The organism is Pantoea pleuroti (genome assembly GCF_014156615.1).
GTDB classification, from domain to species: Bacteria; Pseudomonadota; Gammaproteobacteria; order Enterobacterales; family Enterobacteriaceae; genus Pantoea; species Pantoea agglomerans.
On sequence record NZ_SBFD01000002.1, the window covers coordinates 304,593 to 327,419 of the forward strand.

General features: G+C 56.5%; 22 protein-coding genes. 15 read left to right on the top strand and 7 right to left on the bottom strand.

Going from position 1 to position 22,827, the window contains the following annotated elements; translation table 11 throughout:
• Nucleotides 1–52: 52 nt before the first annotated feature.
• Nucleotides 53–547 carry a leucine-responsive transcriptional regulator Lrp gene (gene lrp, locus EPG66_RS05405; protein WP_006118610.1) on the bottom strand — a complete coding sequence of 165 codons (495 nt, stop codon included), beginning with the start codon at nucleotides 545–547 and terminating at the stop codon, nucleotides 53–55.
• A 520-nt stretch (nucleotides 548–1,067) separates the two neighbouring features.
• On the opposite strand from lrp, the gene trxB reads away from it, so the two are divergent.
• The 5 genes from trxB to infA all read left to right on the top strand — a co-directional run bounded on the left by trxB (nucleotide 1,068) and on the right by infA (nucleotide 6,969).
• Entirely contained in the window at nucleotides 1,068–2,036 is a 969-nt protein-coding gene (gene trxB, locus EPG66_RS05410) for a thioredoxin-disulfide reductase (RefSeq protein WP_003849329.1), read from the top strand.
• A 143-nt stretch (nucleotides 2,037–2,179) separates the two neighbouring features.
• Nucleotides 2,180–3,949, top strand: coding sequence for a heme ABC transporter permease/ATP-binding protein CydD (cydD, locus tag EPG66_RS05415; RefSeq protein ID WP_182686170.1), 1,770 nt, complete (start codon nucleotides 2,180–2,182; stop codon nucleotides 3,947–3,949).
• Nucleotides 3,949–5,679, top strand: a complete 1,731-nt coding sequence (gene cydC / locus EPG66_RS05420) for a heme ABC transporter ATP-binding protein/permease CydC (protein ID WP_069026010.1) — start codon at nucleotides 3,949–3,951, stop codon at nucleotides 5,677–5,679. The genes cydD and cydC overlap by 1 nt, the downstream gene beginning before the upstream one ends.
• A 33-nt stretch (nucleotides 5,680–5,712) precedes the next feature.
• Entirely contained in the window at nucleotides 5,713–6,405 is a 693-nt protein-coding gene (aat, locus tag EPG66_RS05425; RefSeq protein WP_182686172.1) for a leucyl/phenylalanyl-tRNA--protein transferase, read from the top strand.
• A gap of 345 nt (nucleotides 6,406–6,750) precedes the next feature.
• The gene (infA, locus tag EPG66_RS05430) at nucleotides 6,751–6,969 is read left to right on the top strand and encodes a translation initiation factor IF-1 (protein ID WP_002211347.1); all 219 of its coding nucleotides are present in this window, start codon (nucleotides 6,751–6,753) and stop codon (nucleotides 6,967–6,969) included.
• Between the two features lie 86 nt (nucleotides 6,970–7,055).
• On the opposite strand, the gene clpA is transcribed toward infA, so the two are convergent.
• Together clpA and clpS are read right to left on the bottom strand one after the other, a co-directional pair.
• Nucleotides 7,056–9,332 carry an ATP-dependent Clp protease ATP-binding subunit ClpA gene (gene clpA / locus EPG66_RS05435; RefSeq protein WP_031593147.1) on the bottom strand — a complete coding sequence of 759 codons (2,277 nt, stop codon included), beginning with the start codon at nucleotides 9,330–9,332 and terminating at the stop codon, nucleotides 7,056–7,058.
• Nucleotides 9,333–9,384: 52 nt separating this feature from the next.
• The gene (gene clpS, locus EPG66_RS05440) at nucleotides 9,385–9,705 is read right to left on the bottom strand and encodes an ATP-dependent Clp protease adapter ClpS (RefSeq protein ID WP_010254453.1); all 321 of its coding nucleotides are present in this window, start codon (nucleotides 9,703–9,705) and stop codon (nucleotides 9,385–9,387) included.
• A gap of 316 nt (nucleotides 9,706–10,021) precedes the next feature.
• On the opposite strand from clpS, the gene cspD reads away from it, so the two are divergent.
• The gene (gene cspD, locus EPG66_RS05445) at nucleotides 10,022–10,243 is read left to right on the top strand and encodes a cold shock-like protein CspD (protein ID WP_010254451.1); all 222 of its coding nucleotides are present in this window, start codon (nucleotides 10,022–10,024) and stop codon (nucleotides 10,241–10,243) included.
• 73 nt (nucleotides 10,244–10,316) lie between these two features.
• Here cspD and EPG66_RS05450 read toward each other — a convergent pair whose 3' ends face one another.
• Nucleotides 10,317–11,954, bottom strand: coding sequence for an ATP-dependent nuclease (locus tag EPG66_RS05450; protein ID WP_182686175.1), 1,638 nt, complete (start codon nucleotides 11,952–11,954; stop codon nucleotides 10,317–10,319).
• A 132-nt stretch (nucleotides 11,955–12,086) separates the two neighbouring features.
• On the opposite strand from EPG66_RS05450, the gene EPG66_RS05455 reads away from it, so the two are divergent.
• From EPG66_RS05455 to ltaE, 3 genes are all read left to right on the top strand, one after another.
• On the top strand, nucleotides 12,087–12,986 hold the full coding sequence (locus EPG66_RS05455; protein WP_031593151.1) for a LysO family transporter: 900 nt from the start codon (nucleotides 12,087–12,089) through the stop codon (nucleotides 12,984–12,986).
• Between the two features lie 130 nt (nucleotides 12,987–13,116).
• Nucleotides 13,117–14,838, top strand: a complete 1,722-nt coding sequence (poxB, locus tag EPG66_RS05460; RefSeq protein WP_182686177.1) for a ubiquinone-dependent pyruvate dehydrogenase — start codon at nucleotides 13,117–13,119, stop codon at nucleotides 14,836–14,838.
• Between the two features lie 69 nt (nucleotides 14,839–14,907).
• The gene (gene ltaE, locus EPG66_RS05465) at nucleotides 14,908–15,909 is read left to right on the top strand and encodes a low-specificity L-threonine aldolase (RefSeq protein ID WP_182686179.1); all 1,002 of its coding nucleotides are present in this window, start codon (nucleotides 14,908–14,910) and stop codon (nucleotides 15,907–15,909) included.
• 4 nt (nucleotides 15,910–15,913) lie between these two features.
• Here ltaE and EPG66_RS05470 read toward each other — a convergent pair whose 3' ends face one another.
• Nucleotides 15,914–16,738 carry an N-acetylmuramoyl-L-alanine amidase gene (locus EPG66_RS05470; RefSeq protein ID WP_182686180.1) on the bottom strand — a complete coding sequence of 275 codons (825 nt, stop codon included), beginning with the start codon at nucleotides 16,736–16,738 and terminating at the stop codon, nucleotides 15,914–15,916.
• Nucleotides 16,735–17,055, bottom strand: a complete 321-nt coding sequence (locus EPG66_RS05475) for a heavy metal-binding domain-containing protein (RefSeq protein WP_003849304.1) — start codon at nucleotides 17,053–17,055, stop codon at nucleotides 16,735–16,737. The genes EPG66_RS05470 and EPG66_RS05475 overlap by 4 nt, the downstream gene beginning before the upstream one ends.
• Nucleotides 17,056–17,161: 106 nt before the next feature.
• On the opposite strand from EPG66_RS05475, the gene EPG66_RS05480 reads away from it, so the two are divergent.
• From EPG66_RS05480 to EPG66_RS05505, 6 genes are all read left to right on the top strand, one after another.
• Nucleotides 17,162–17,701, top strand: a complete 540-nt coding sequence (locus EPG66_RS05480) for a lipoprotein (RefSeq protein WP_182686182.1) — start codon at nucleotides 17,162–17,164, stop codon at nucleotides 17,699–17,701.
• A gap of 223 nt (nucleotides 17,702–17,924) precedes the next feature.
• Nucleotides 17,925–18,653: an arginine ABC transporter ATP-binding protein ArtP gene (gene artP / locus EPG66_RS05485; protein WP_010254433.1), complete on the top strand. Its 729-nt coding sequence runs from the start codon at nucleotides 17,925–17,927 to the stop codon at nucleotides 18,651–18,653.
• Nucleotides 18,654–18,668: 15 nt separating this feature from the next.
• Nucleotides 18,669–19,400: an arginine ABC transporter substrate-binding protein gene (gene artJ / locus EPG66_RS05490; protein ID WP_031593157.1), complete on the top strand. Its 732-nt coding sequence runs from the start codon at nucleotides 18,669–18,671 to the stop codon at nucleotides 19,398–19,400.
• 6 nt (nucleotides 19,401–19,406) lie between these two features.
• Nucleotides 19,407–20,123, top strand: coding sequence for an arginine ABC transporter permease ArtQ (gene artQ, locus EPG66_RS05495; protein WP_010254430.1), 717 nt, complete (start codon nucleotides 19,407–19,409; stop codon nucleotides 20,121–20,123).
• Nucleotides 20,123–20,791 (top strand): arginine ABC transporter permease ArtM, encoded by a 669-nt coding sequence (artM, locus tag EPG66_RS05500; RefSeq protein WP_031593159.1) that lies wholly within the window; start codon nucleotides 20,123–20,125, stop codon nucleotides 20,789–20,791. The genes artQ and artM overlap by 1 nt, the downstream gene beginning before the upstream one ends.
• 115 nt (nucleotides 20,792–20,906) lie before the next feature.
• Nucleotides 20,907–21,638: an arginine ABC transporter substrate-binding protein gene (locus EPG66_RS05505; RefSeq protein ID WP_064704719.1), complete on the top strand. Its 732-nt coding sequence runs from the start codon at nucleotides 20,907–20,909 to the stop codon at nucleotides 21,636–21,638.
• Here EPG66_RS05505 and rlmC read toward each other — a convergent pair.
• Nucleotides 21,617–22,807 (bottom strand): 23S rRNA (uracil(747)-C(5))-methyltransferase RlmC, encoded by a 1,191-nt coding sequence (gene rlmC / locus EPG66_RS05510; RefSeq protein ID WP_182686184.1) that lies wholly within the window; start codon nucleotides 22,805–22,807, stop codon nucleotides 21,617–21,619. The two genes, EPG66_RS05505 and rlmC, sit on opposite strands and share 22 nt — an antisense overlap.
• Nucleotides 22,808–22,827: the final 20 nt, after the last annotated feature.

Below are 22,827 nucleotides of genomic sequence, written 5' to 3' on the forward strand. Positions count from 1 at the left end.
ATGAATGCACAGGAGTGTACCGAAATCTCACAGGTTTTGCACCTGCCCCGCATCAGCGAGTTTTGATCACCAGTCGATTGCTCTGTTTAACCTCTTCCATCACCACATACGTACGCGTGTCGTTTACGCCCGGCAGGCGCAACAGGGTTTCACCCAGCAGCTTACGGTAGGCTGACATATCAGGTACGCGCGTTTTCAGCAGGTAGTCGAAATCGCCGGAAACGAGGTGACACTCTTGAGTTTCCTCAAGTTTTTGCACAGCGGCGTTAAATTGCTCAAACACATCCGGTGCACCACGATTCAGAGTAATCTCAACGAACACCAGCAGCGACGCATCCAGATAGTGCGGGTTCAGCTGCGCGGTGTAGCCAAGAATAAATCCCTGACGTTCGAGACGACGCACGCGTTCAAGACATGGCGTAGGCGATAAGCCTACGCGTTTGGAAAGCTCTACGTTTGAAATGCGACCATCTTTCTGAAGTTCATTCAGAATGTTCCTGTCAATTCTGTCGAGGTCTTTCCCGGGGCGTTTCTTATTGTCTACCATTATTATTGTCTCTCTTAATTCCTTCCCTTTACCTGCCACGCCCTGAAAACGCTCATTGTTCGGGGCATTTCTGAAGTGAGCTAACAGAGCCTGTGTTCTGACACCTATCGATATGACGCATGTTGTCTGTCCACATCATGCGTCATTATCCATATCAGGCTGCTTTTATTCGGCGTTACGTGCAAAACGGGCGATGAAAACCTGTTTTGTTCCGATAAATGTTATTCGCTTCTGATAATGTTTTCGCAAAAGCGCAGGCGATTGTCAAAGTAAAATCACCAAATTCAGGACAAGATGCCAGACAGTCCGCTGGGTATCTGTTTTTAAATGACTATTTTTCCACTATTGCACCCCTCTGACCCGAGTTTTGCCCCCTTTTGGCGCATTGGCCAGGCAAAACCGTCGCTCATCGTCTACGCCGTTTGCAGCTATCGTTAACAAAATTGCCGAAGCCTTGTCATTGTCGCCGGATATTCCCTACAATCGCAGGCTATGTCAGCCGAATGAAACTGAGGAACGCATGAGTACGGCCAAACACAGTAAGTTACTCATTCTGGGCTCTGGCCCAGCGGGTTATACCGCAGCCGTTTATGCTGCACGCGCCAACCTGAACCCGGTACTGATCACGGGTCTGGAAAAAGGCGGACAGCTGACCACCACCACCGAGGTGGAGAACTGGCCGGGCGACCCGCACGATCTGACAGGTCCATCGCTGATGGAGCGGATGCATGAGCATGCCGAAAAATTTAATACTGAGATCATTTTCGATCACATTCACACCGTCGATTTGCAGAACCGTCCGTTCCGCCTCACGGGTGACAGCGGCGAATACACGGCAGATGCCCTGATCATCGCCACCGGTGCATCAGCGCGCTACCTCGGTCTGCCTTCCGAAGAGGCCTTCAAAGGCAAAGGCGTCTCTGCCTGTGCAACCTGTGACGGCTTCTTCTATCGCAACCAGAAAGTCGCGGTGATTGGCGGTGGTAACACGGCTGTGGAAGAGGCGCTCTACCTGGCGAATATTGCGGCTGAAGTGCACCTTATTCACCGCCGTGACAGCTTCCGCGCAGAGAAGATCCTGATCGACCGTCTGATGGAAAAAGTGCGCAATGGCAATATCGTGCTGCACACCCATCGCACACTGGAAGAAGTGGTGGGCGATCAGATGGGCGTCACCGGTCTGACGCTGCGTTCTACCCAGAACAGTGATGAGACTGAAGCGCTGGAGGTAGCGGGTCTTTTTGTTGCTATCGGACACAGCCCGAATACGGCCATTTTTGAAGGTCAGCTGGCGCTGGAGAACGGTTACATCAAAGTTCAGTCAGGTCTGCACGGCAACGCCACTCAGACCAGCATCCCTGGCGTCTTTGCGGCAGGCGATGTGATGGACCATATCTATCGTCAGGCGATCACCTCTGCGGGCACCGGCTGTATGGCCGCGTTAGACGCTGAGCGCTTTCTTGACGGACTGGTTAAAAACGATCAGTAAGTTGTTAACCCTCTGATCTCAAATGTTCCTGGCGACGGTTTTTCCGTCGCCTTTTTTATTGCTCTCATGCTAGATTCTTGCGCCTGAAGAGATGGAAATGTCTTTCCATTTTCACCCGTCATCGACATTCATCATGGTCTCGCATGGACAAATCGCGGCAGCAGCATCTTACCCGCTGGCTTCGTCAGCAACGTCATTTCGCCGGTCGCTGGTTGCGACTCAACACCCTGCTGGGCATGGCAAGTGCACTTCTGATTATTGCTCAGGCGGGTTTACTGGCCTCGCTGCTGCAGGCTCTGATTATTGACCAGCAGCCGCGTGAAGCGCTGACAGTCAGCATCCTGCTGTTACTGCTCTGCTTTGTGCTTCGCGCCCTGATTAACTATGCCCGTGAACTGACCGGTTATCGTGCCGGGCAGGCTATCCGTCAGGCTTTACGTCAGCAGGTATTAGACCGATTGTCTGATCTGGGGCCGGCGTGGATTCAGGGAAAGCCAGCCGGCAGCTGGGCGACGCTGCTGCTGGAGCAGATCGAAGAGATGCAGGAGTATTACGCGCGCTATCTGCCGCAGATGACCCTGGCGGTTCTGATCCCCTGCTGCATTCTGCTGACTATTTTTCCGCTCAACTGGACGGCGGGTCTGATCCTGTTTGCCACCGCGCCACTGATTCCGCTATTTATGGCGCTGGTCGGGATGGGTGCGGCCGAGGCTAACCGCCGGAACTTCCTGGTGCTGGCCCGCCTGAGCGGTAACTTTCTCGACCGCCTGCGCGGCAGAGAGACGCTGCGGCTGTTTCATCGTGGCGCAGCTGAGCAGCAGGCGGTTGCCGCCGCCACCACCGATTTTCGCCAGCGCACCATGGAAGTGCTGCGCTTAGCCTTTCTCTCCTCTGCCGTACTGGAGTTTTTTGCCTCGCTGGCGATTGCCGTAGTGGCTGTATACTTTGGTTTCTCCTATCTGGGCGAATTGCATTTCGGTGATTACGGCCAGGGCGTGACGCTGTTTGCCGGCTTTCTGGTGCTGATCCTCGCCCCGGAGTTTTTCCAGCCGCTGCGCGATCTCGGCGCTTTTTATCATGCCAAAGCCCAGGCTGTAGGCGGTGCCGATGCCCTTGAAGCCTTTATGCAGGCGACGCCCGCCACCGCACCGCAGGAAGGCCAGTTGCCCTTCTCTGCCGATCGCTCAATCGCACTTACCGCCGAAGATCTGCGTGTCTGTGCGCCTGATGGTCAGGTGTTGTGCGGCCCGCTCTCTTTTATTGTTTCACCTGGCGAACAGATTGCGCTGGTCGGTCAAAGCGGGGCCGGTAAAACGGCCCTGATGAACGCCCTGCTCGGTTTTCTGCCTTATCAGGGTTCGCTGAAAGCGAATGGCGTTGAACTTCGCGATATACGACGGAGTGACTGGCATCAGCAGCTCAGTTGGGTAGGACAGAATCCTCAGTTACCGGCCGCTACCTTGCGCGACAATATCGTGATGAATGCGGCCTGGGATGACGAGCGTTTTGCGGCGCTGCTGGAGTCGTGCGGCATTAATGAGTTCCTGCCTCGTCTGCCCCAGGGCATTGACACCCAGCCTGGCGATGGCGGTAATCAGCTATCGGTGGGTCAGGCGCAGCGGGTCGCGGTCGCGCGCGCACTCTATAAATCCTCGCATTTTTTGCTGCTCGATGAACCCGCAGCCAGCCTGGATGCGCTCAGTGAACGTCATGTGATGCTGGCACTGAACCAGGCGGCAGCCCGCCAGACCACGCTGATGATAACCCATCAGATTGATACGCTAAGTCACTGGCAGACCCTATGGGTAATGGAAGCCGGTAAGCTGGTGCAACAGGGTAACTGGCAGCAGCTGTCGCAACAGCCGGGTGCTTTCAGTGAGATGCTGAAGCATCGTCAACAGGAGATTCGCTGATGTCCGCCTTGCGTCCTTTTCTTCGTCTCTGGCTGCGCCACCCTTATCGCCTGGCGCTGGGCATCGTGCTGGCGATTGTTACCCTGCTGGCCAGTATCGGTCTGCTGACGCTTTCAGGCTGGTTTCTGGCCGCCTCGTCAGTGGCAGGCGTAGCCGGTCTCTATACCTTCAACTATATGCTGCCTGCGGCAGGCGTGCGTGGCGCCGCCATCATTCGCACTGCCGCACGCTATGCTGAACGTCTGGTCAGCCACGATGCAACATTCAGGGTTCTTCAGCATCTGCGTGTCCACACATTCAGTCGCCTGATGGCCCTTTCGCCGGGCCAGCTTTCGCGGTTCCGGCAGGCGGACCTGCTCAACCGCTTCGTGGCCGATGTCGATACGCTGGATCACCTCTATCTGCGCGTCATCTCTCCGCTGCTCGGTGCACTGGTGGTGATTGTCGTGGTTACCCTTGGAATGAGCTTCATCGATGTTCAGCTGGCACTGACGCTGGGCGGCATTATGCTGAGTACACTGGTGGTGATGCCAGCACTGTTTTACCGTCTGGGATCGCCTGCAGGCGGCGCGATTGCCCGTGGGCGCGCCCGCTGGCGCTTACAGCTGATGCAGTGGCTGGCGGCTCAGGCTGAACTCACCCTGTACGGTGCCTCGCGGGGCTGGCGTCAGCAACTTGATGAAGATGAACAGCGCTGGCAGCAGGCTCAGAGCCAGCAACAGCGCTTGCAGGCTGCGGCACAGAGCCTGCTGCTGCTGATCAGCGGCGTAACCGTCACACTGTTGCTCTGGCTCAGTGCGGCGACTATCAGCCAGCAGCAGTTGCCCGGCTCGCTGATTGCACTGGTAGTGTTTTGCGCGCTGGCTGCTTTCGAGGCGCTGGCACCGGTTGCGGGGGCCTTTCTGCCCATGTCGCAGGTGATAAATGCCGCTCAGCGGGTCAATGACATTATCGATCAGTCACCCGCTATCACCTTTCCGGCAGATTCAGACGCCCGGCCAGGACGACTCGCGGTTGCTATCGATCAGCTCGACTTCAGCTATCCCGACCGCCCGGATAAGGTACTGAACCGCTGTACCCTCAAGGTGGCTGCCGGTGAACACATTGCACTGCTGGGGCCGACCGGCTGTGGCAAATCCACTCTGCTGGCGCTGTTGACCCGGGGCTGGGATAGCCAGCACGGTGTCATCTGTCTGAATGACCTGCCGATCACCGCATGGTCAGAGCCAGCGCTGCGTCAGCGCATCAGTGTAGTGACTCAGCGGGTTCATCTCTTCAGTCAGAGCCTGCGTGATAACTTACTACTGGCCTGTCCCGATGCTACTGATGAGCAGTTACGCCGCGTGCTGAATGACGTCGGCCTGCAGCGCCTGCTTGAGAGCCCGGAAGAATTAAACGCCTGGATGGGAGAAGGCGGTCGCCCGCTGTCAGGCGGCGAACTGCGTCGGCTGGCGCTGGCGCGTGCGTTACTGCATGACGGCGATCTCTGGCTGCTGGATGAACCCACCGAAGGACTGGATGCCACAACCGAGCAGCATATCCTCACCCTGCTGCAGCGGCTGACCGCTGGCAAGACCGTGATAATGGTCACGCACCGGCTCAGCGGCCTGGAGCAGATGGATCGCATCTGCGTGATGGATAATGGCGTGATTGTGGAACAGGGAAGTCATGCCGAATTAATCTCAAAAGCGGGTCGGTACTGGCGTTTCCGGCAGCGGATTGCGCTATAGTCTTAGCGAAATGCTGATGGGTAACATAACGCGATGAGACTGGTTCAACTGTCACGGGAATCTTTGCAATTTCCCCCACCGGAGATGGCGCTGCGCGAGCCAAACGGCCTGCTGGCCATGGGGGGTGATCTCTCCCCTGCCCGCTTACTTAACGCTTATCAGCGCGGCATCTTTCCGTGGTTCTCCTCTGGCGACCCGATTCTCTGGTGGTCGCCCGATCCCCGAGCAGTGCTGTTGCCTGAGCAGTTTCATCTCAGCCGGAGTATGAAGCGTTTCCACAGCCGTTCGCCCTATCGGGTGACGATGAATGAGTCATTTGCAGAGGTGATCGAGGGCTGTGCCACCGGTCGTGAGGAAGGCTCCTGGATCACCTTTGAAATGAAGCGCGCCTGGTTGCGATTGTATGAACTGGGCCACGCTCACTCCATTGAAGTCTGGGACGAACATCAGCTGGCAGGTGGCATGTATGGGCTGGCGATGGGGCAAATCTTCTGCGGCGAATCAATGTTCAGCCGTCAGCAGAATGCGTCCAAAACCGCACTTTGGGTATTTTGTCAGCATTTCCTCAGACATCAGGGCCGTCTGGTGGATTGTCAGGTACTTAACCCTCATACGGCCTCATTGGGCGCGCAGGAGATACCGCGCGCTGACTATCTGCAATATGTACAAAGCCTTGCGTGCCAGCCTGTCAGCGATGGCTGCTGGCAGACACAAACCCTTTTTTAGTCGCACAGAGATGTTTTGCACACATAAAGGCGTATTAAGTGGTATAATGGTCGAGTTTGGTATGTCGTCCGCGCTTCGCAATAACGAGCCGGAATTGCCAGGCTGGGAATCTCAACGCACTCTCGGAACTGTTTTCAATCGTGCGCGTGTAACCGGTTGATACAGATTCTTAGCCCGCTAATCCCCCGCAGACGTCACATAAACACCCTAATTTTACCGGATGCGCGCGACTGACGTGCACCCCGGCAAAGCGTTGGCAAAATCGCCGACGGTTCTTTACATAAATCGTTGAATTGGGCATTATCTTGCCGGTTCAACTGAAAGGTAGTACACCCAGAGGATTCGATGGCCAAAGAAGACAATATTGAAATGCAAGGTACCGTACTGGATACGTTACCTAACACCATGTTCCGCGTAGAACTTGAGAACGGACACGTGGTTACTGCTCATATCTCCGGTAAAATGCGCAAAAACTACATCCGCATCCTGACGGGTGACAAAGTGACCGTTGAGCTGACCCCGTACGACCTGAGCAAAGGCCGCATTGTCTTCCGTAGTCGCTAATTTGCAGTAATCTCATCGCTCTGCAATTTGCAGCGAAAAAAAAGGCCGGATTTTAATCCGGCCTTTTTCATATCTGCAGCAGGTGATTAGTGCACCGTGCCTTCGGTTTTGCGTTTTTCAGCACTCAGGAAGTGATAGGTCAGTTCACCTTTCTCACGATCCAGCGCCACTGACACCGAGCCGCCATCCACCAGCGAACCGAACAGCAGTTCATTGGCTAACGGTTTCTTCAGGCTGTCCTGCACGGTGCGCGCCATCGGACGAGCGCCCATCGCTTTGTCATAGCCTTTCTCAGCAAGCCAGTCGCGTGCTTCATCGCTGACTTCCAGCGACACGCCTTTGGCATCCAGCTGCGCCTGCAACTCGACAATGAACTTGTCGACCACCTGATGGATCACCTCTGGTGACAGGTGACTGAACCAGATAATGTTGTCGAGACGGTTACGAAACTCTGGAGAAAACATCTTTTTGATCTCTTCCATGGCATCGGTGCTGTTGTCCTGATGAATCAGGCCAATCGACTTACGTTCAGTCTCGCGGACACCGGCGTTAGTGGTCATGACCAGCACCACGTTGCGGAAGTCCGCTTTGCGACCATTGTTGTCGGTCAGCATACCGTTATCCATCACCTGCAGCAGCAGGTTGAAGACATCCGGGTGTGCTTTCTCTATCTCATCCAGCAACACCACCGCATGAGGATGCTTAATCACCGCATCCGTCAGCAGGCCGCCCTGATCAAAGCCGACGTAACCCGGAGGCGCACCAATCAAACGACTGACGGTGTGACGCTCCATATACTCGGACATATCAAAGCGCAGCAGCTCAATACCCAGCGCTTTCGCCAGCTGCACGGTGACTTCCGTTTTACCGACACCGGTAGGCCCGGCAAACAGGAAGGAACCGACCGGCTTACGATCCTGACCCAGACCTGCACGGCTCATTTTGATCGCTTCCGTCAGCGCCTCAATCGCATTGTCCTGGCCAAACACCAGCATCTTCAGACGATCGCCCAGATTTTTCAGCGTATCGCGGTCGCTTGCTGACACGCTTTGCTCAGGAATACGGGCAATACGGGCCACCACCGTTTCAATGTCAGAGACGTTGATGGTTTTCTTGCGCTTACTGGCTGGCATCAGGCGCGCACGCGCACCCGCTTCATCAATCACATCAATCGCCTTGTCAGGCAAATGACGGTCGTTGATATATTTCACCGCCAGTTCCACCGCTGCGCGCACCGCTTTCGCGGTATAGCGCACATCGTGATGCGCTTCGTACTTGGTCTTCAGGCCATTCAGGATCTGCACGGTCTCTTCAGATGAAGGCTCCGTGATATCAATCTTCTGGAAGCGACGCGCCAGGGCACGATCTTTTTCAAAGATGTTGCTGAATTCCTGATAGGTGGTGGAACCCATCACCCGAATCTTGCCAGAGGAAAGAAGAGGTTTGATCAGGTTCGCAGCATCGACCTGGCCGCCGGACGCGGCACCCGCACCAATGATGGTATGGATCTCATCGATAAACAGAATGCTGTGTTCGTCCTGTTCCAGCTGCTTCAGCAGCGCTTTGAAACGTTTTTCAAAGTCACCACGGTACTTGGTGCCGGCTAATAACGAACCGATATCCAGCGAGTAGATCGTGCAGTCTTTCATCACTTCCGGTACATCGCCCTGCTCTATGCGCCAGGCGAGACCTTCAGCAATGGCGGTTTTACCCACACCCGACTCACCCACCAGCAGCGGGTTATTTTTACGGCGACGGCATAGCACCTGAACGGTACGTTCCAGCTCTTTATCGCGACCAATCAGTGGATCAATACCACCGACGCGAGCAAGCTGATTAAGATTGGTGGTGAAGTTTTCCATACGCTCCTCCCCGCCTGCTTGCTCTTCGTTAACCGGATTTTCTGCGCCTGGCGCCTGGCCGGGCTCATCTTTGCGCGTACCGTGAGAGATGAAATTCACCACATCAAGGCGGCTCACTTCATGTTTGCGAAGCAGATAGGCCGCTTGCGACTCCTGCTCGCTGAAAATGGCGACCAGCACATTCGCACCGGAGACTTCGCTGCGACCGGATGACTGGACATGGAAAACCGCACGCTGCAGGACGCGCTGGAAGCTAAGCGTGGGTTGTGTATCACGCTCCTCTTCGCTGGCAGGCAGCACGGGCGTGGTTTGTTCGATGAAGGCTTCGAGTTCCTGCCGCAGAGCCACAATGTCCACCGTACAGGCTTCCAGTGCCTCTCTGGCCGACGGGTTACTGAGCAACGCCAGTAACAGATGCTCGACGGTCATAAACTCATGACGGTGCTCACGCGCTCTGGCGAAAGCCATATTTAAACTGAGTTCCAGTTCTTGATTGAGCATTAGGCACCTCCCCCAATTATCGCCCTTACCTGTTTCCTATATGGAGACGGGTTCAGGCCTTTTCCAGCGTACACAGCAACGGATGATGATTTTCCCGTGCATAGTTGTTCACCTGGGCCGCTTTTGTTTCGGCGACTTCTGCAGTAAATACACCACAGATCGCCTTGCCGTGATAGTGAACTTTCAACATCAGCTGCGTTGCACGTTCAACATCATAAGAAAAGAACTTTTGTACAACGTCAATAACAAATTCCATAGGTGTATAATCGTCATTATTCAGAATGACTTTATACATAGAAGGCGGCTTTAACCCTTCACGTACTTTATCGTCGGCCAGATGTTCAAAGTTAAGCCAGTCGTTTGCGTTTGCCATAGTGTTCCGTTGAGATTTTGCTTTTAGCCTTTAAGTAGCTACATATTGAGAGTTTAACATGCCTGTCAAGCCGCATGCCGCTGCTGAAAATTTATTCAGAAATTCCCCTGCGCGACCTGCATCACAAAATTCGCAATAGCGTTAACTGCCTCAAATTTTGATGATTTTTTCCCCACCTGGCCCGGTGGTTTGCTTGACGTCAGCCGCGCTTTCTCTACATTCTAGCTGCACAGGCTGATTGAGTTTTAATCAAATCCGACTCACAGCTTCGATGACCTCACCTACTTATAAAATGTCTTGCGAGGGAAGTAAAAGCATGGAGACGGGCACAGTTAAATGGTTCAACAATTCCAAAGGCTTTGGCTTTATCTGTCCGATTGGCGGTGGCGAAGATATTTTTGCGCACTACTCCACCATTCAGATGGAAGGCTACCGCACGCTAAAGGCAGGCCAGCAGGTTCAGTTCGATGTCCACGAAGGCCCGAAAGGCAATCACGCCAGCCTGATCGTGCCGGTCGAGGTGCAGGCCGTGGCCTGACACATATCGCCTTTCGGAACAAAGACCCAAAAATGCCAGCCAGTGCCGCTGGCATTTTCCTGTTCGATGTCACCTAATCTGCCTGGCCCTGCGCCAGTCCAATCACCCGGGCAAACATCTGCCGCATCAACGGCGGGATGGCTTCTGGCCCGCGTTCCGTCGCTGACGTAGCCACTGCGATCGCCAGTTCCGGCTTGGAGCTCTGGTGAATCGCCTTAGTAATAATACGCCTGGAACTCATCGGAACGTTTAACGGCAGGTGCGCCATCTGATGATAGACATCCTGAAAACCGTGCTGATAGAGAAAATTTTCCATATCCAGCGCCGGTAACTGCGTCAGAAAACGCGGCTCCGGTTCACCCGGCTGTAACTGAGTGCGTGCCGTACTGGCATATTTATTCCCCGCCTGATCACCGTCAGTCAGGACATGCCAGGCGATACCCATGCGCCGGGCAAACTTCAGTAGCGGCTTTAACCCCGACTGCGCAAACTCAATCACCTTCACGCCTTCAGCGGCGAAGTTGTAACCGCACTGCTGCGCCAGCTCATTCATGATCCAGACTTCGGTTTCCCCCTCCACCAGCAGCCAGCAACGGGCAAACAGCGCAGCAGGCCGGTTGACCCGAATATGGAAGCCAATGCGCCGGCTCTCTTCGGCACTCAGTCCCTCCGGACCGATACGCCAGGCCGCTACGCGCGAGGGTCCTCGCACCAGACGACAGACGTTTTCCACCGGCACCTGCGACAGCAGCTCCGGCGAATTAGTGGTGGCGATTTTTTGCAGCGGCAGCAGCCTCAGCAGATTCCATGCTACCGACAGCATAATCGGATGCAGCCGGGTTTCCGGATCTTCAATCAGCAGCAGCGGGCGGGCACCGGCGGTCAGCGGGACGTCTCCTCGAGCCTCAATCAGCAGGGTAAACATCTGCAGCAGAATCAGCTGACGGCTGCGGGAGTCGGTTCCGGCAATCAGCTGATTCAGGTGATCCAGCGCCCGCCATCCCTGTCCCCCCTCGCGCGTCTGCGGATCCCTTAGCCTGACCTCGTTGCCCGCATCGGGCGGCTGCACCAGAAAGTAGTGCTGCATCAGTTGCTGCATCGTCTTCAGCCCCTGCCGCAGCACCTCATCGCTGAGCTGTTGCGGATGGTGCTCCAGATCGCGCGCCAGCGTCTCCATACCCGCCAGTAGCTCAGGATGTGCGGTGGGGAGCGGTGCACTACTCCGCGTCCGCTTACTGAAACGCGCATCGCGCAATCGCAGAACAGGATACCGTTTCAGCAAAAGATCGATGGCCGCCGCGCAGTTCTGCTCAGGCAACAGCTGATAGTTCAGGTCAACAAAACGGCGGCGGGTTTCGATACCGCTGTCACGCCAGGTGGCGCTGACGCTGTAACAGAGCTGACGCTGGCCCTGAGCATCACGCTGCCAGAAGGTTGAGAGCACCGCATCCGGGTCGTTGCCGTCATCGCGAAAGTGGAACACCACCGACAGACGGCGCATCGCATCGGTCACATCGCCTGGGGTGAAATGGAAATCAGCCTCGGTAAAAACATAGGCCGGTTCATGGGGCGAAAGTAACAGGCTCAGGGCATCCAGCAGACTGGATTTGCCCCAGGCGTTCTCACCAATCAGTAGATTGGTCTGGGTTAAAGGCAGTGAGAGCTTATTGATGCCGCGGAAACCGCGAATGTCGATATGTTCCAGAATCATAGGCGTCCATCCTCAGTTTATAAACAGCATGGTTGCCGCCAGCGAGCCGGTCAAGCCGCTTTCTCAGGGTTTACTCCGTTACGCTTTTTCGCTAGCGTGTGGCCTCTTCCTCCATGGATGGCCCTTATCGCTATGTACTCCGGACTCCTGATTATTCTTCTGCCGCTGATCGCCGGCTGGCTGCTACCGTTCCGTCAAACTTCAACCCTGCGCCGGGTCAATCAGCTGCTGGGCTGGATGGTTTACGTCATTCTGTTCTTTATGGGCATCAGCCTGGCCTTTCTCGACAACCTGAGCAGCAATCTGCTGGCGGTATTTTACACCGCGCTGGTAGCGGCATTCTGCATTCTGCTGTGCAACCTGCTGGCGCTGCGCGGGCTGGAAAAATATGCTCCCTGGCAGCATGCGCATCGGCAGGAGAAACTGCCCTCGCGGCTGCATATGGCGCTGGACTCTCTGAAGCTGTGCGGCGTGGTTGTCATCGGTTTTCTGCTTGGCCTGACCCAATGGCCACTGCTGCAACACGCCTCGACGGCCAGCGAATATGCGCTGATCTTCCTGCTGTTTCTGGTGGGCATTCAGCTGCGCGGCAGCGGCATGACGCTGCGTCAGATTATCCTGAACCGTCGTGGCCTGCTGGTTGCCAGCGTAGTGCTGGTCAGCGCACTTATCGGCGGCATGATTGCGGCGTTGCTGCTGGGCGTGCCGCTGAAAACCGGTCTGGCGTTAGCCAGCGGTTTTGGCTGGTACTCTCTTTCCGGCATTCTGATGACCGAAGCTTTTGGTCCGGTGATCGGCAGCGCCGCCTTCTTCAACGACCTGATACGTGAACTGGTGGCAATCATGCTCATTCCGGCGTTGATTGGCCGTCATCGCTCCAGCGCACTGGGCCTGTGTGGCGCAACTTCAATGGACTTTACCCTGCCGGTGCTGCAGCGGGCGGGCGGCAATGAGATCGTCCCGGCCGCCATTGTGCACGGCTTTGTGATGAGCCTGCTGGCCCCGATTCTCATCGCCCTCTTCTCCGCCTGAATCCTGTCTGATATGCGCTGAGCTCTGCCAGCGCATTTTTTCACGCCTGCTTTTCTGCCGCGTCGTCTACGCTTCTTTTTTCGGTTCTGGTCACGTCACACTTCAGGGCGGGCCGACAAAGGAGAAGAGCATGAAACAAACCGTCGCGGCGCTGGTCGCCAAAACGCTGGAAAGCGCGGGCGTAAAACGCATCTGGGGCGTCACCGGGGATTCCCTTAACGGCCTGAGCGACAGTCTTAATCGCATGGGCACCATTGAATGGATGCCGACGCGCCATGAAGAAGTCGCCGCATTCGCAGCGGGCGCGGAAGCGCACATCAGCGGTGAACTGGCGGTCTGCGCCGGCTCCTGTGGGCCAGGCAACTTACATCTGATCAACGGTCTATTCGATTGCCATCGTAACCGCGTTCCTGTTCTGGCGATTGCGGCACATATTCCCTCCAGCGAAATCGGCAGCGGCTATTTTCAGGAAACCCATCCGCAGGAGCTGTTCCGCGAATGCAGCCACTACTGCGAACTGGTTTCGAATCCTGAGCAGCTACCGCAGGTACTGGGTATCGCGATGCGTAAAGCAATTCTGAATCGTGGTGTCTCGGTAGTGGTGCTGCCTGGGGATGTCGCGCTTAAACTGGCGCCAGAAAGCGCCAGCGCGGAATGGTATCCGCCACAGCTGCCGCAGGTCCTGCCACAGCCCGCCGAACTGGCGCAGCTGGCGCAGACGCTGAACGAAGCCAGCGATATTACGCTGCTGTGCGGCAGTGGCTGCGCCGGAGCGCATCAGGAGGTGGTAGCGCTGGCAGAAGCGCTGAAAGCCCCTATCGTCCATGCGCTGCGCGGCAAAGAACACATCGAATATGACAACCCTTATGATGTCGGCATGACCGGTCTGATCGGTTTCTCATCCGGTTTTCACGCCATGATGAATGCCGGGACGCTGGTATTGCTGGGCACGCAGTTCCCCTATCGCGCCTTCTATCCGGAAAAGGCTAAAATCATCCAGATTGATATCAATCCGGGCAGCCTTGGGTCACATTGTCACGTCGATCAGGCCTATGTCGGCGATGTAAAAAGCACACTGCAGGCGCTGCTGCCGCAACTGACGCACAAAAGCGATCGCAGCCATCTCGACAGCGCGGTTAAGCACTATGTCGAGGCACGTAAAAGTCTGGACGAGCTGGCGCAGCCCAACGATAAGCAGCCGATCCATCCGCAATATCTGGCACAGCAGATCAGCCACTACGCCAGTGATGACGCCATCTTTACCTGCGATGTCGGGACACCGACCGTCTGGGCGGCGCGCTATCTGAAGATGAACGGCAGACGTCGCCTGCTGGGTTCGTTTAACCACGGCTCAATGGCGAACGCGATGCCACAGGCGCTGGGCGCGCAGTCGATCGATCGCAATCGTCAGGTGGTGGCACTGTGTGGCGACGGCGGCTTCAGCATGCTGATGGGGGATTTTATCTCACTGGCGCAACTGAAAATGCCGGTCAAACTGGTAATCTTTAACAATAGCGTGCTGGGGTTTGTGGCGATGGAGATGAAAGCGGGTGGCTATCTCACCGATGGCACCGAGCTGGAGAATCCTGACTTTGCCGCTATCGCCGAGGCCTGCGGTATCCGGGGTATCCGGGTGGAAAAGGCATCTGATCTCAATGGCGCGCTGGAGCAGGCGTTTGCCCACGATGGCCCGGTGCTGGTGGATGTCATTACCGCCAAAGAGGAACTGGCGATGCCGCCGGAGATCAAAATGGAGCAGGCTAAAGACTTCAGTCTCTACATGCTGCGCGCCATTATGAATGGTCGCGGTGATGAGGTGGTAGAACTGGCGAAAACCAACTGGCTGCGGTAAAACAGAGACTCCATCCAGGCGGGCGTGATGCCCGCCTTTTTTTTCTTTCGCCACGTTCAGGAGCATAGGGTGATCGATTTACGCAGTGATACCGTAACCCGGCCCAGCGCCGCCATGTTAAGCGCGATGATGTCTGCCGAGACCGGTGATGACGTCTACCGTGACGACCCCACTGTAAATGCGCTGGAGGCGGAAGCCGCACGGCTGAGCGGCAAAGCAGCGGCGCTGTTTTTCCCGACCGGCACCCAGGCGAATCTGGTGGCACTACTCAGCCATTGCGAACGCGGCGATGAATATATCGTGGGTCAGCAGGCGCACAACTACAAATATGAGGCGGGCGGCGCGGCAGTGCTGGGCAGTATTCAGCCGCAGCCAGTGCTGGCTGCCGACGATGGCACCCTGCCGCTCGACGTAGTAGCGGCCGCCATCAAGCCGGACGATATTCACTTTGCCCGCACCCGCCTGCTGAGTCTGGAGAACACGCATCACGGTAAAGTCCTGCCGCTGGCGTATCTGGAACAGGCGTGGACTTTTACCCGCGAGCACCAGCTGGCGCTGCACATTGATGGCGCACGCATTTTCAATGCGGTAGTCGCGCAGCAGACCACGCTGGCAGCGATTGCCCGCTACTGCGACACCCTGACAATCTGTCTCTCTAAAGGTCTGGGCACGCCTGTCGGTTCTCTGCTCTGTGGCGACACGGCGCTGATTGAGCGCGCACGTCGCTGGCGTAAAATGACCGGCGGCGGCATGCGCCAGGCCGGTATTCTGGCGGCGGCGGGTCTCTATGCGTTAGAACACAACGTGGCGCGGCTGCAGGAGGATCATGATAATGCCGCCTGGCTGGGACAGCAGTTGCATGAGCTGGGCGTTCAGGTCATCGATCAGCAGACCAACATGCTGTTTGTGGCGGTGCCGGAAACCCAGGTCAAACCATTAGGTGAGTGGATGAAGGCGCGCGGGGTGTTAATCAGCGCAGGAACCCGCACCCGTCTGGTCACCCATCTGGATGCTGATCGTGCGGCGCTGGCGCAGGTCGTCGCCCACTGGAAGGCGTTTTTACACCAATAATCCGCTATTGCGCCGCGCCATATTTATCCAGTAGCGCGGCGGCTATCGCCGCGGTTTCTGCATCGGGCTGCCCGCGATAATCCGCAGGCCGGAAATGCATCTGAAACGCGGCGATTACCCTCTGCTGTTCACGCGCGCTCATCCCTGCCGTCACCGGATAGCCGTAGCGCTGCAAACTTTCCAGTAGTGGCTCCACGGGCACCACCGCGTGCGGATCCTGACCCGCTAAATGAAACGCGACCTGCCGGGCATCGGGCCAGGCACCCATTCCGCGCTGGGCCAGCTGTTGCCACGGAAAGAGTGGGCCGGGATCCTGCTTACGCTGCGGCGCGATATCACTGTGACCGACAATATTTTCCGGTGCGATGCCGTAGCGCTGTGCAACATCGCGCAGCAGCGCCTCCAGCGTGGTGATCTGCGCGGCGGTAAACGGCTGCCATTCAAGACCGGTCAGGGTCCGGCGATAACCCTGGTTCACCAGTTCGATACCAATCGATGTGTCATTGATGCGGCTGGCTCCGCGCCAGAAGCTTGGCCCGGCATGCCAGGCGAGCTGCTGCTCCGGCACCAGCTGCCAGATAACGCCTTTCCCGGCGCGCTGTGGCGGCTGGCGGGGGATCAGATAGTGGGTGCTGACCTCCCGATCGGTCAGGGTCGCCAGCGACGAAGAAAAATCTTCGGCGGTGTAGTGGATCACTATCACCTTCACCCGCGGTCGCGCGCCCTGCGCCGGATGCCGCAGATCGGCCCAGTAGCCGTCACGGGATTCTATCCCGGACTGGCAGCCCGCCAGCAGCAGCGCCAGTATCAGCCACAGCCACCGTTTCAACGAATGATCACCGCCGTACCGCTTACGCTTACCATCAGCATGCTGCCATCTTTGCCGACCGTTTCGTAGTCAATATCGATACCGACTACTGCGTTGGCGCCCAGCGCTTTTGCCTGCTCCTCCAGCTCTTCAAACGCGATCTCTCGCGCTTTGCGCAGCTCTTTCTCATAAGCACCGGAGCGGCCACCGACCACATCACGGATGCCAGCAAAAAAATCACGGAAGATGTTGGCACCCAGAATCGCTTCACCGGTGACGACGCCGCAATATTCGCTGATGCTGTGACCTTCCAGCGTTGGGGTTGTTGAAAATTTCATCGCATTCTCCTTGTTGAAAACCGGGCTAAGGCTCTTTCGACTAAAAAGCACGGCTATACTCTATGCTAAAAAGGGCACCTTGCCAGAGAACCATAAGGAAATCGAGATGAGAAACAACGCGTTTGCGCTAATGATCCCGGCAGCCCTGCTGCTCAGCGCCTGTACCACCGTTGAGCCAGTCATTAAGGATAATGGCCCACGTACCGCACCGTGCATTGAAGGCGGTCCTGACCAGGTGGCCCAGCAGTTTTACGACCTGCGTATCGAACAGCCTACGCAGGGTCTGCCCGACAGCAACACCCTGGCAAAATATCGCCCTTACCTGAGTGATGCGCTGTACCACTCATTGCAGTCGGCAAGCGGCAGCAATGCAGGCGCACAGTGGCGCAATGGCGATCTCTTCTCCAGCCTGTCACAGGGTCCGACCACTGCCAGCGTTGCTGATGCTTCCACCATTCCGAACCGCGATGCGCGCAACATCCCGCTGCGGGTCGATCTGAGCCGCGACGGCAAGCAGTGGCAGGATGAAGTGCTGATGATCCATCAGGGCAGTTGCTGGGTGGTGGATGATGTGCGCTACATGGCCAACCCTGCGCATGCAGAGGGTGGCAGCCTTAGCCAGATGCTTGAGAAATCGAAAAAATAAACTCAGGCTTATCCGTTCAGCGAAGCGCAGTCGCCCCCGGGCGCTGCGCTTTTTTATTTCCGCCGTCCGGCCCGCTGCAGCGGGCTGCCCCCAGACTGTGCATGATATTGTGCTAAGCTTTTGCGGTTAGCCTGCTGTTTTACAAATTTTAACCCACCTTATTTGCATAACTATTCTGGTGACGTTAAAATCCGCGACACTAATAGCTATTCAAATCTGGCGCATGAGTATTCAACTAAACGCAATAAACTGCTTCTACGGTGCTCATCAGGCGCTGTTCGACATCAACCTTGAGTGTCCGCAAGGCGAGACCCTGGTACTGCTGGGTCCCAGCGGTGCGGGTAAGAGTTCGCTGCTGCGGGTGCTTAACCTGCTGGAGCAACCCCGTTCAGGTCAGTTGCAGATTGCCGGTAATCAGTTCGACTTCAGCCAGAAACCCTCCGATGCTGCGATTCGCGAACTGCGTCAGAACGTCGGTATGGTGTTTCAGCAGTACAACCTCTGGCCGCACCTTACCGTGCTGCAGAATCTGATTGAAGCGCCTTGCCGGGTACTGGGCCTCAGCAAAAGCGACGCCCGCGCCCGCGCCGACAAGCTGCTTGACCGGCTGCGCCTGACGCCCTACAGCGATCGCTTTCCGCTGCATCTCTCCGGTGGTCAGCAGCAGCGTGTGGCGATTGCCCGCGCGCTGATGATGGAGCCACAGGTGCTGCTGTTCGATGAGCCGACTGCCGCGCTGGACCCTGAAATTACCGCACAGATTGTCAGTATCATTCGCGAACTGGCCCAGACCCGCATTACCCAGGTGATTGTGACCCATGAAGTGGAGGTGGCACGTAAAACGGCCAGCCGCGTCGTCTATATGGAGAACGGTCACATTGTGGAACAGGGCGATGCCAGCCGCTTTACACAGCCGCAAACCGAGGCGTTTGCTCACTATCTTTCGCACTAAGTCAGGATGCTAAAAATGAAAAAAATGGTACTTGCTGCACTGCTTGCTGGTTTTAGCCTGAGCGCTACGGCGGCTCAGACGATTCGTTTTGCGACCGAAGCCTCTTATCCTCCTTTTGAGTTTGTGGATGCGGACAACAAGATTCAGGGCTTTGATGTCGATCTGGCCAATGCGCTGTGTAAAGAGATTGACGCGACCTGCACCTTCACCAATCAGGCGTTCGACAGCCTGATCCCAAGCCTGAAATTCCGTCGCTTTGATGCGGTGATGGCGGGCATGGATATCACGCCAGATCGTGAAAAACAGGTTCTGTTCACCAAGCCTTACTATGACAACTCCGCGCTGTTTGTTGCCCAGAAAGGCAAAGTCGCCAGCGTGGAAGCGCTGAAAGGCAAGCGGGTTGGCGTCCAGAACGGCACCACCCATCAGAAATACCTGACTGAGAAACACAGCGAAATCACCACCGTTCCTTACGACAGCTATCAGAATGCGGTGCTGGATCTGAAAAATGGCCGTATTGATGCTGTGTTCGGTGACACCGCAGTCGTCAACGAATGGCTGAAGCAGAATGCCGCACTGGCTGCCGTCGGCGAGAAAGTCACAGACAAAGCCTACTTTGGTACCGGCCTGGGCATTGCGGTACGTACCGGTAACACCGATCTGCAGACCAGATTCAATGGCGCGCTGGATAAGATCAAAGCAGACGGCACGTACAAAACCATCTACAGCAAATGGTTCCAGCAGTAATCTCTGATGAATGAAATGATGACCCTCGCAAGCGCCGCCGGCATGACCGTCGGCCTTGCTGTTTGTGCTCTCATCGCTGGCCTGGTGCTGGCGATGATTTTCGCTGGCTGGGAGTCACTGCGCCTGAAACCGCTGGCGTGGATTGGCACCGGTCTGGTGACGCTAATCCGCGGCCTGCCGGAAATTCTGGTAGTGCTGTTTATCTATTTTGGTGCCTCACAGCTGCTGCTCACCCTCTCTGACGGCTTCACCCTGAATTTCGGCCTGTTTCAGTTACCGATTCAGGTAGAAATTGAAAACTTCGACGTCAGTCCGTTCCTGTGCGGTGTGATTGCGCTGGCGATGCTCTATGCCGCCTACGCCTCGCAGACGCTGCGCGGCGCGCTGAAAGCGGTGCCGATGGGTCAGTGGGAGTCGGGTCAGGCGCTGGGTATGAAAAAATCGGCCATCTTTCTCCGGCTGATTATGCCCCAGATGTGGCGTCACGCCCTGCCCGGTCTGGGCAATCAGTGGCTGGTGCTGCTGAAAGATACTGCGCTGGTCTCGCTGATTAGCGTCAACGATCTGATGCTGCAAACCAAAAGTATCGCCACCCGCACGCAGGAGCCGTTTACCTGGTTCCTGGTGGCGGCCGCTATCTACTTAGTGATCACGCTCTTCAGCCAGGCGGTGTTACGCCGCATCGAACTGCGCACCACCCGCTTTGAACGGGGGAACAGCTAATGCTGGCCTATCTGCCTGAACTCCTGAAAGGGTTGCATACCAGCCTGACGCTGACGGCAGCCTCGCTGGTCGTGGCCCTGCTGCTGGCGCTGCTCTTCACCGTGGTACTGTCGCTGAAAACGCCGGTGTTCAACCCGCTGGTCAAAGGCTTTATTACACTGTTTACCGGCACACCGCTGCTGGTGCAGATCTTCCTGATCTATTACGGTCCGGGACAGTTTCCCTCGATCCAGCAGATCCCCTGGCTGTGGCATTTACTGTCGCAACCCTGGCTGTGCGCGATGCTGGCGCTGTCACTGAACAGCGCGGCTTACACCACACAGCTATTTTACGGTGCGGTGCGTGCGATTCCTTCCGGTCAGTGGCAATCGTGTGCCGCGCTCGGCATGAGCCGCAAAGATACCCTGCGCATTCTGCTGCCGTATGCATTTAAACGCGCCCTCTCCTCCTACTCCAATGAAGTGGTGCTGGTGTTCAAAGGCACCTCGCTGGCCTACACCATCACCCTGATGGAAGTCATGGGCCACGGACAGTTGCTCTATGGCCGCACCTACGACATCACGGTCTATGCCGCGGCGGGTCTGGTTTATCTCTGCGTTAACGGTTTGCTGACGCTGATGATGCGGCTGATCGAAAAGCGCGCCCTGGCCTTCGAACGACGTAACTGATATCCGGGCGAGGCCCCTCGCCCTTTTCGCCTGAAAAATCACACTAATTGCATAAAAATGCATTTTATGGCAGGGTATCGCCTTCTCTGGCTGACCACTTCACAGGAATCATAAAATGAAAAAATGGATTGTTGCCGCTGCGCTGGCTTCGCTGGCACTTACCGCCCAGGCAGCGGAAAAGATTCGCTTCGCCGCCTCAGCGACCTACCCGCCGTTTGAATCACTGGACCGGGAAAATAAACTGGTGGGATTCGATATCGATCTGGCCAAAGCGCTGTGCCAGCAGATGAAAGCGGAGTGTACCTTTACCAACAATGCCTTCGACAGCCTGATCCCGTCACTGAAGTTCCGCCGCTATGATGCGGTGATTTCCGGCATGGATATCACCACTGAGCGCAGCAAGCAGGTCGATTTTACCCAGCCTTATTACGCTAACTCCGCCATCGTGATCGCCCGTAAAGGCCAGTTCAGCAACTTTGGTGAGCTTAAGGGCAAGCGCATTGGCGTGGAAAACGGCACCACTCACCAGAAGTACCTGCAGGATAAGCATCCGGAAGTGAAAGTGGTGGCATATGACAGCTATCAGAATGCGATTCTGGATATGAAGAGTGGCCGGCTGGATGGCGTGTTTGGCGACAGCGCGGTGGTGAATCAGTGGCTGAAGACCAATGCAGATCTCGCCACTGTCGGTGAACATGTTACGGATGCGGACTACTTTGGCACCGGTCTCGGCATTGCCGTGCGTAAAGGCAATACGGTGCTTCGCGATCAGTTCAATCAGGCACTGAACGAACTGAAAGCCAACGGCAGCTGGCAGCAGCTTAATCAGAAGTGGTTCCCTGAGTAATTACCGGCTGAGGCTGCCTCTGCCGATGCTTTCCCGGACTCGTGCTGACGGCGGGTTAACAGTGTCAGCACTTCAAAATGGGCGGTGTGGGGAAACATATCGAACAGTTGCACCTTCGTCACCTCATAGGCATTCAGTCGGGCAATATCCTGCGCCATGGTCTGCGGATTACAGCTTGAATAGAGCAGATAATCCGGGGCCATCTGGCTGAGATAGTCACACAGCGCCTCACCAATCCCACGACGCGGTGGATTAACCAGCACCAGCTGCGGCACCTCATCGCGTCCGGTCGCAAACGCCGTAGAATCCAGCGCCGCAAACTGCACTTTTTCCAGCCCCAGCATCTCAGCGGAACGCTGGGCGCATTTTATCGCCTCGGCGCTGATCTCAATGCCCGTCAGTTCCATCTCCGCTGTCGCGCAGTGCAGACCAAAACCGCCCACGCCGCAGAAGAGATCCCACATGCTGTTGACCGGCAGCGCCCTGACCCAGTCGCGCGCGGTGGCATAGAGTGCGCTGGCAACCTGCGGGTTGGTCTGGAAGAAGCTTTGCGGGCGGATCCACAGCGGCACGCCGTTGAAGTTCTCTGCCAGCGACTGCGCGGGCGTCAGCGCAATCTCCTCTTCCCCCTCCAGAATCGCCATATGCACCGGCTGAATATTGGCAGAGATCACCGCCAGCTGCGGCAACTGCTGTTGCAGCCACGGCAATGCGGCGCGCAGCTGTTCCAGTTTCGCGGTTGAGCGCAGGACAAAACGCAGCATCACGCCGCCCTGCTGGCTTTCGGTTATCAGCAGAAATTTGAGTTCGCCGCGTTTGCGCGCCACGTTATAGGGCGTCAGTCCGGCACGGGCAATAAACGGCTTAAGTGCAGCAAAAACCGGCTGGAAGCTGGCGGGATAGAGCGGACAATCGCACAGATCCACAGCTTCACCATCACGATGGATTAATCCCAGCACCGGACGCTCGACGCTGCCACTTACCACCATTTTGGCTTTATTACGAAATGCCTGCTGCGGTGAGGTGACCGGCGGCAACCAGGCAGTGACCGGCTGCTCAGCCAGTAACTGTTCCAGCATCGACTGTTTTTCGTTCAACTGAGTGGGATAGGGTTTTTCCAGCCACTGACAGGAGCGGCAACGGTTAGCGTCATAAAGCGCGCAGTGCATGGTAAAGCCTTAACGATCGG

Coding starts and splice junctions, on each gene's coding strand:
- EPG66_RS05505 (WP_064704719.1), top strand. CDS start 20,907: ATGAAAAAATGGATTGTTGCCGCTGCGCTGGCTTCGCTGGCACTTACC.
- lrp (WP_006118610.1), bottom strand. CDS start 547: ATGGTAGACAATAAGAAACGCCCCGGGAAAGACCTCGACAGAATTGAC.
- infA (WP_002211347.1), top strand. CDS start 6,751: ATGGCCAAAGAAGACAATATTGAAATGCAAGGTACCGTACTGGATACG.
- clpS (WP_010254453.1), bottom strand. CDS start 9,705: ATGGCAAACGCAAACGACTGGCTTAACTTTGAACATCTGGCCGACGAT.
- artM (WP_031593159.1), top strand. CDS start 20,123: ATGCTGGCCTATCTGCCTGAACTCCTGAAAGGGTTGCATACCAGCCTG.
- EPG66_RS05475 (WP_003849304.1), bottom strand. CDS start 17,055: ATGAAATTTTCAACAACCCCAACGCTGGAAGGTCACAGCATCAGCGAA.
- trxB (WP_003849329.1), top strand. CDS start 1,068: ATGAGTACGGCCAAACACAGTAAGTTACTCATTCTGGGCTCTGGCCCA.
- artP (WP_010254433.1), top strand. CDS start 17,925: ATGAGTATTCAACTAAACGCAATAAACTGCTTCTACGGTGCTCATCAG.
- EPG66_RS05455 (WP_031593151.1), top strand. CDS start 12,087: ATGTACTCCGGACTCCTGATTATTCTTCTGCCGCTGATCGCCGGCTGG.
- cydD (WP_182686170.1), top strand. CDS start 2,180: ATGGACAAATCGCGGCAGCAGCATCTTACCCGCTGGCTTCGTCAGCAA.
- cspD (WP_010254451.1), top strand. CDS start 10,022: ATGGAGACGGGCACAGTTAAATGGTTCAACAATTCCAAAGGCTTTGGC.
- aat (WP_182686172.1), top strand. CDS start 5,713: ATGAGACTGGTTCAACTGTCACGGGAATCTTTGCAATTTCCCCCACCG.
- artJ (WP_031593157.1), top strand. CDS start 18,669: ATGAAAAAAATGGTACTTGCTGCACTGCTTGCTGGTTTTAGCCTGAGC.
- cydC (WP_069026010.1), top strand. CDS start 3,949: ATGTCCGCCTTGCGTCCTTTTCTTCGTCTCTGGCTGCGCCACCCTTAT.
- clpA (WP_031593147.1), bottom strand. CDS start 9,332: ATGCTCAATCAAGAACTGGAACTCAGTTTAAATATGGCTTTCGCCAGA.
- poxB (WP_182686177.1), top strand. CDS start 13,117: ATGAAACAAACCGTCGCGGCGCTGGTCGCCAAAACGCTGGAAAGCGCG.
- rlmC (WP_182686184.1), bottom strand. CDS start 22,807: ATGCACTGCGCGCTTTATGACGCTAACCGTTGCCGCTCCTGTCAGTGG.
- EPG66_RS05450 (WP_182686175.1), bottom strand. CDS start 11,954: ATGATTCTGGAACATATCGACATTCGCGGTTTCCGCGGCATCAATAAG.
- EPG66_RS05480 (WP_182686182.1), top strand. CDS start 17,162: ATGAGAAACAACGCGTTTGCGCTAATGATCCCGGCAGCCCTGCTGCTC.
- artQ (WP_010254430.1), top strand. CDS start 19,407: ATGAATGAAATGATGACCCTCGCAAGCGCCGCCGGCATGACCGTCGGC.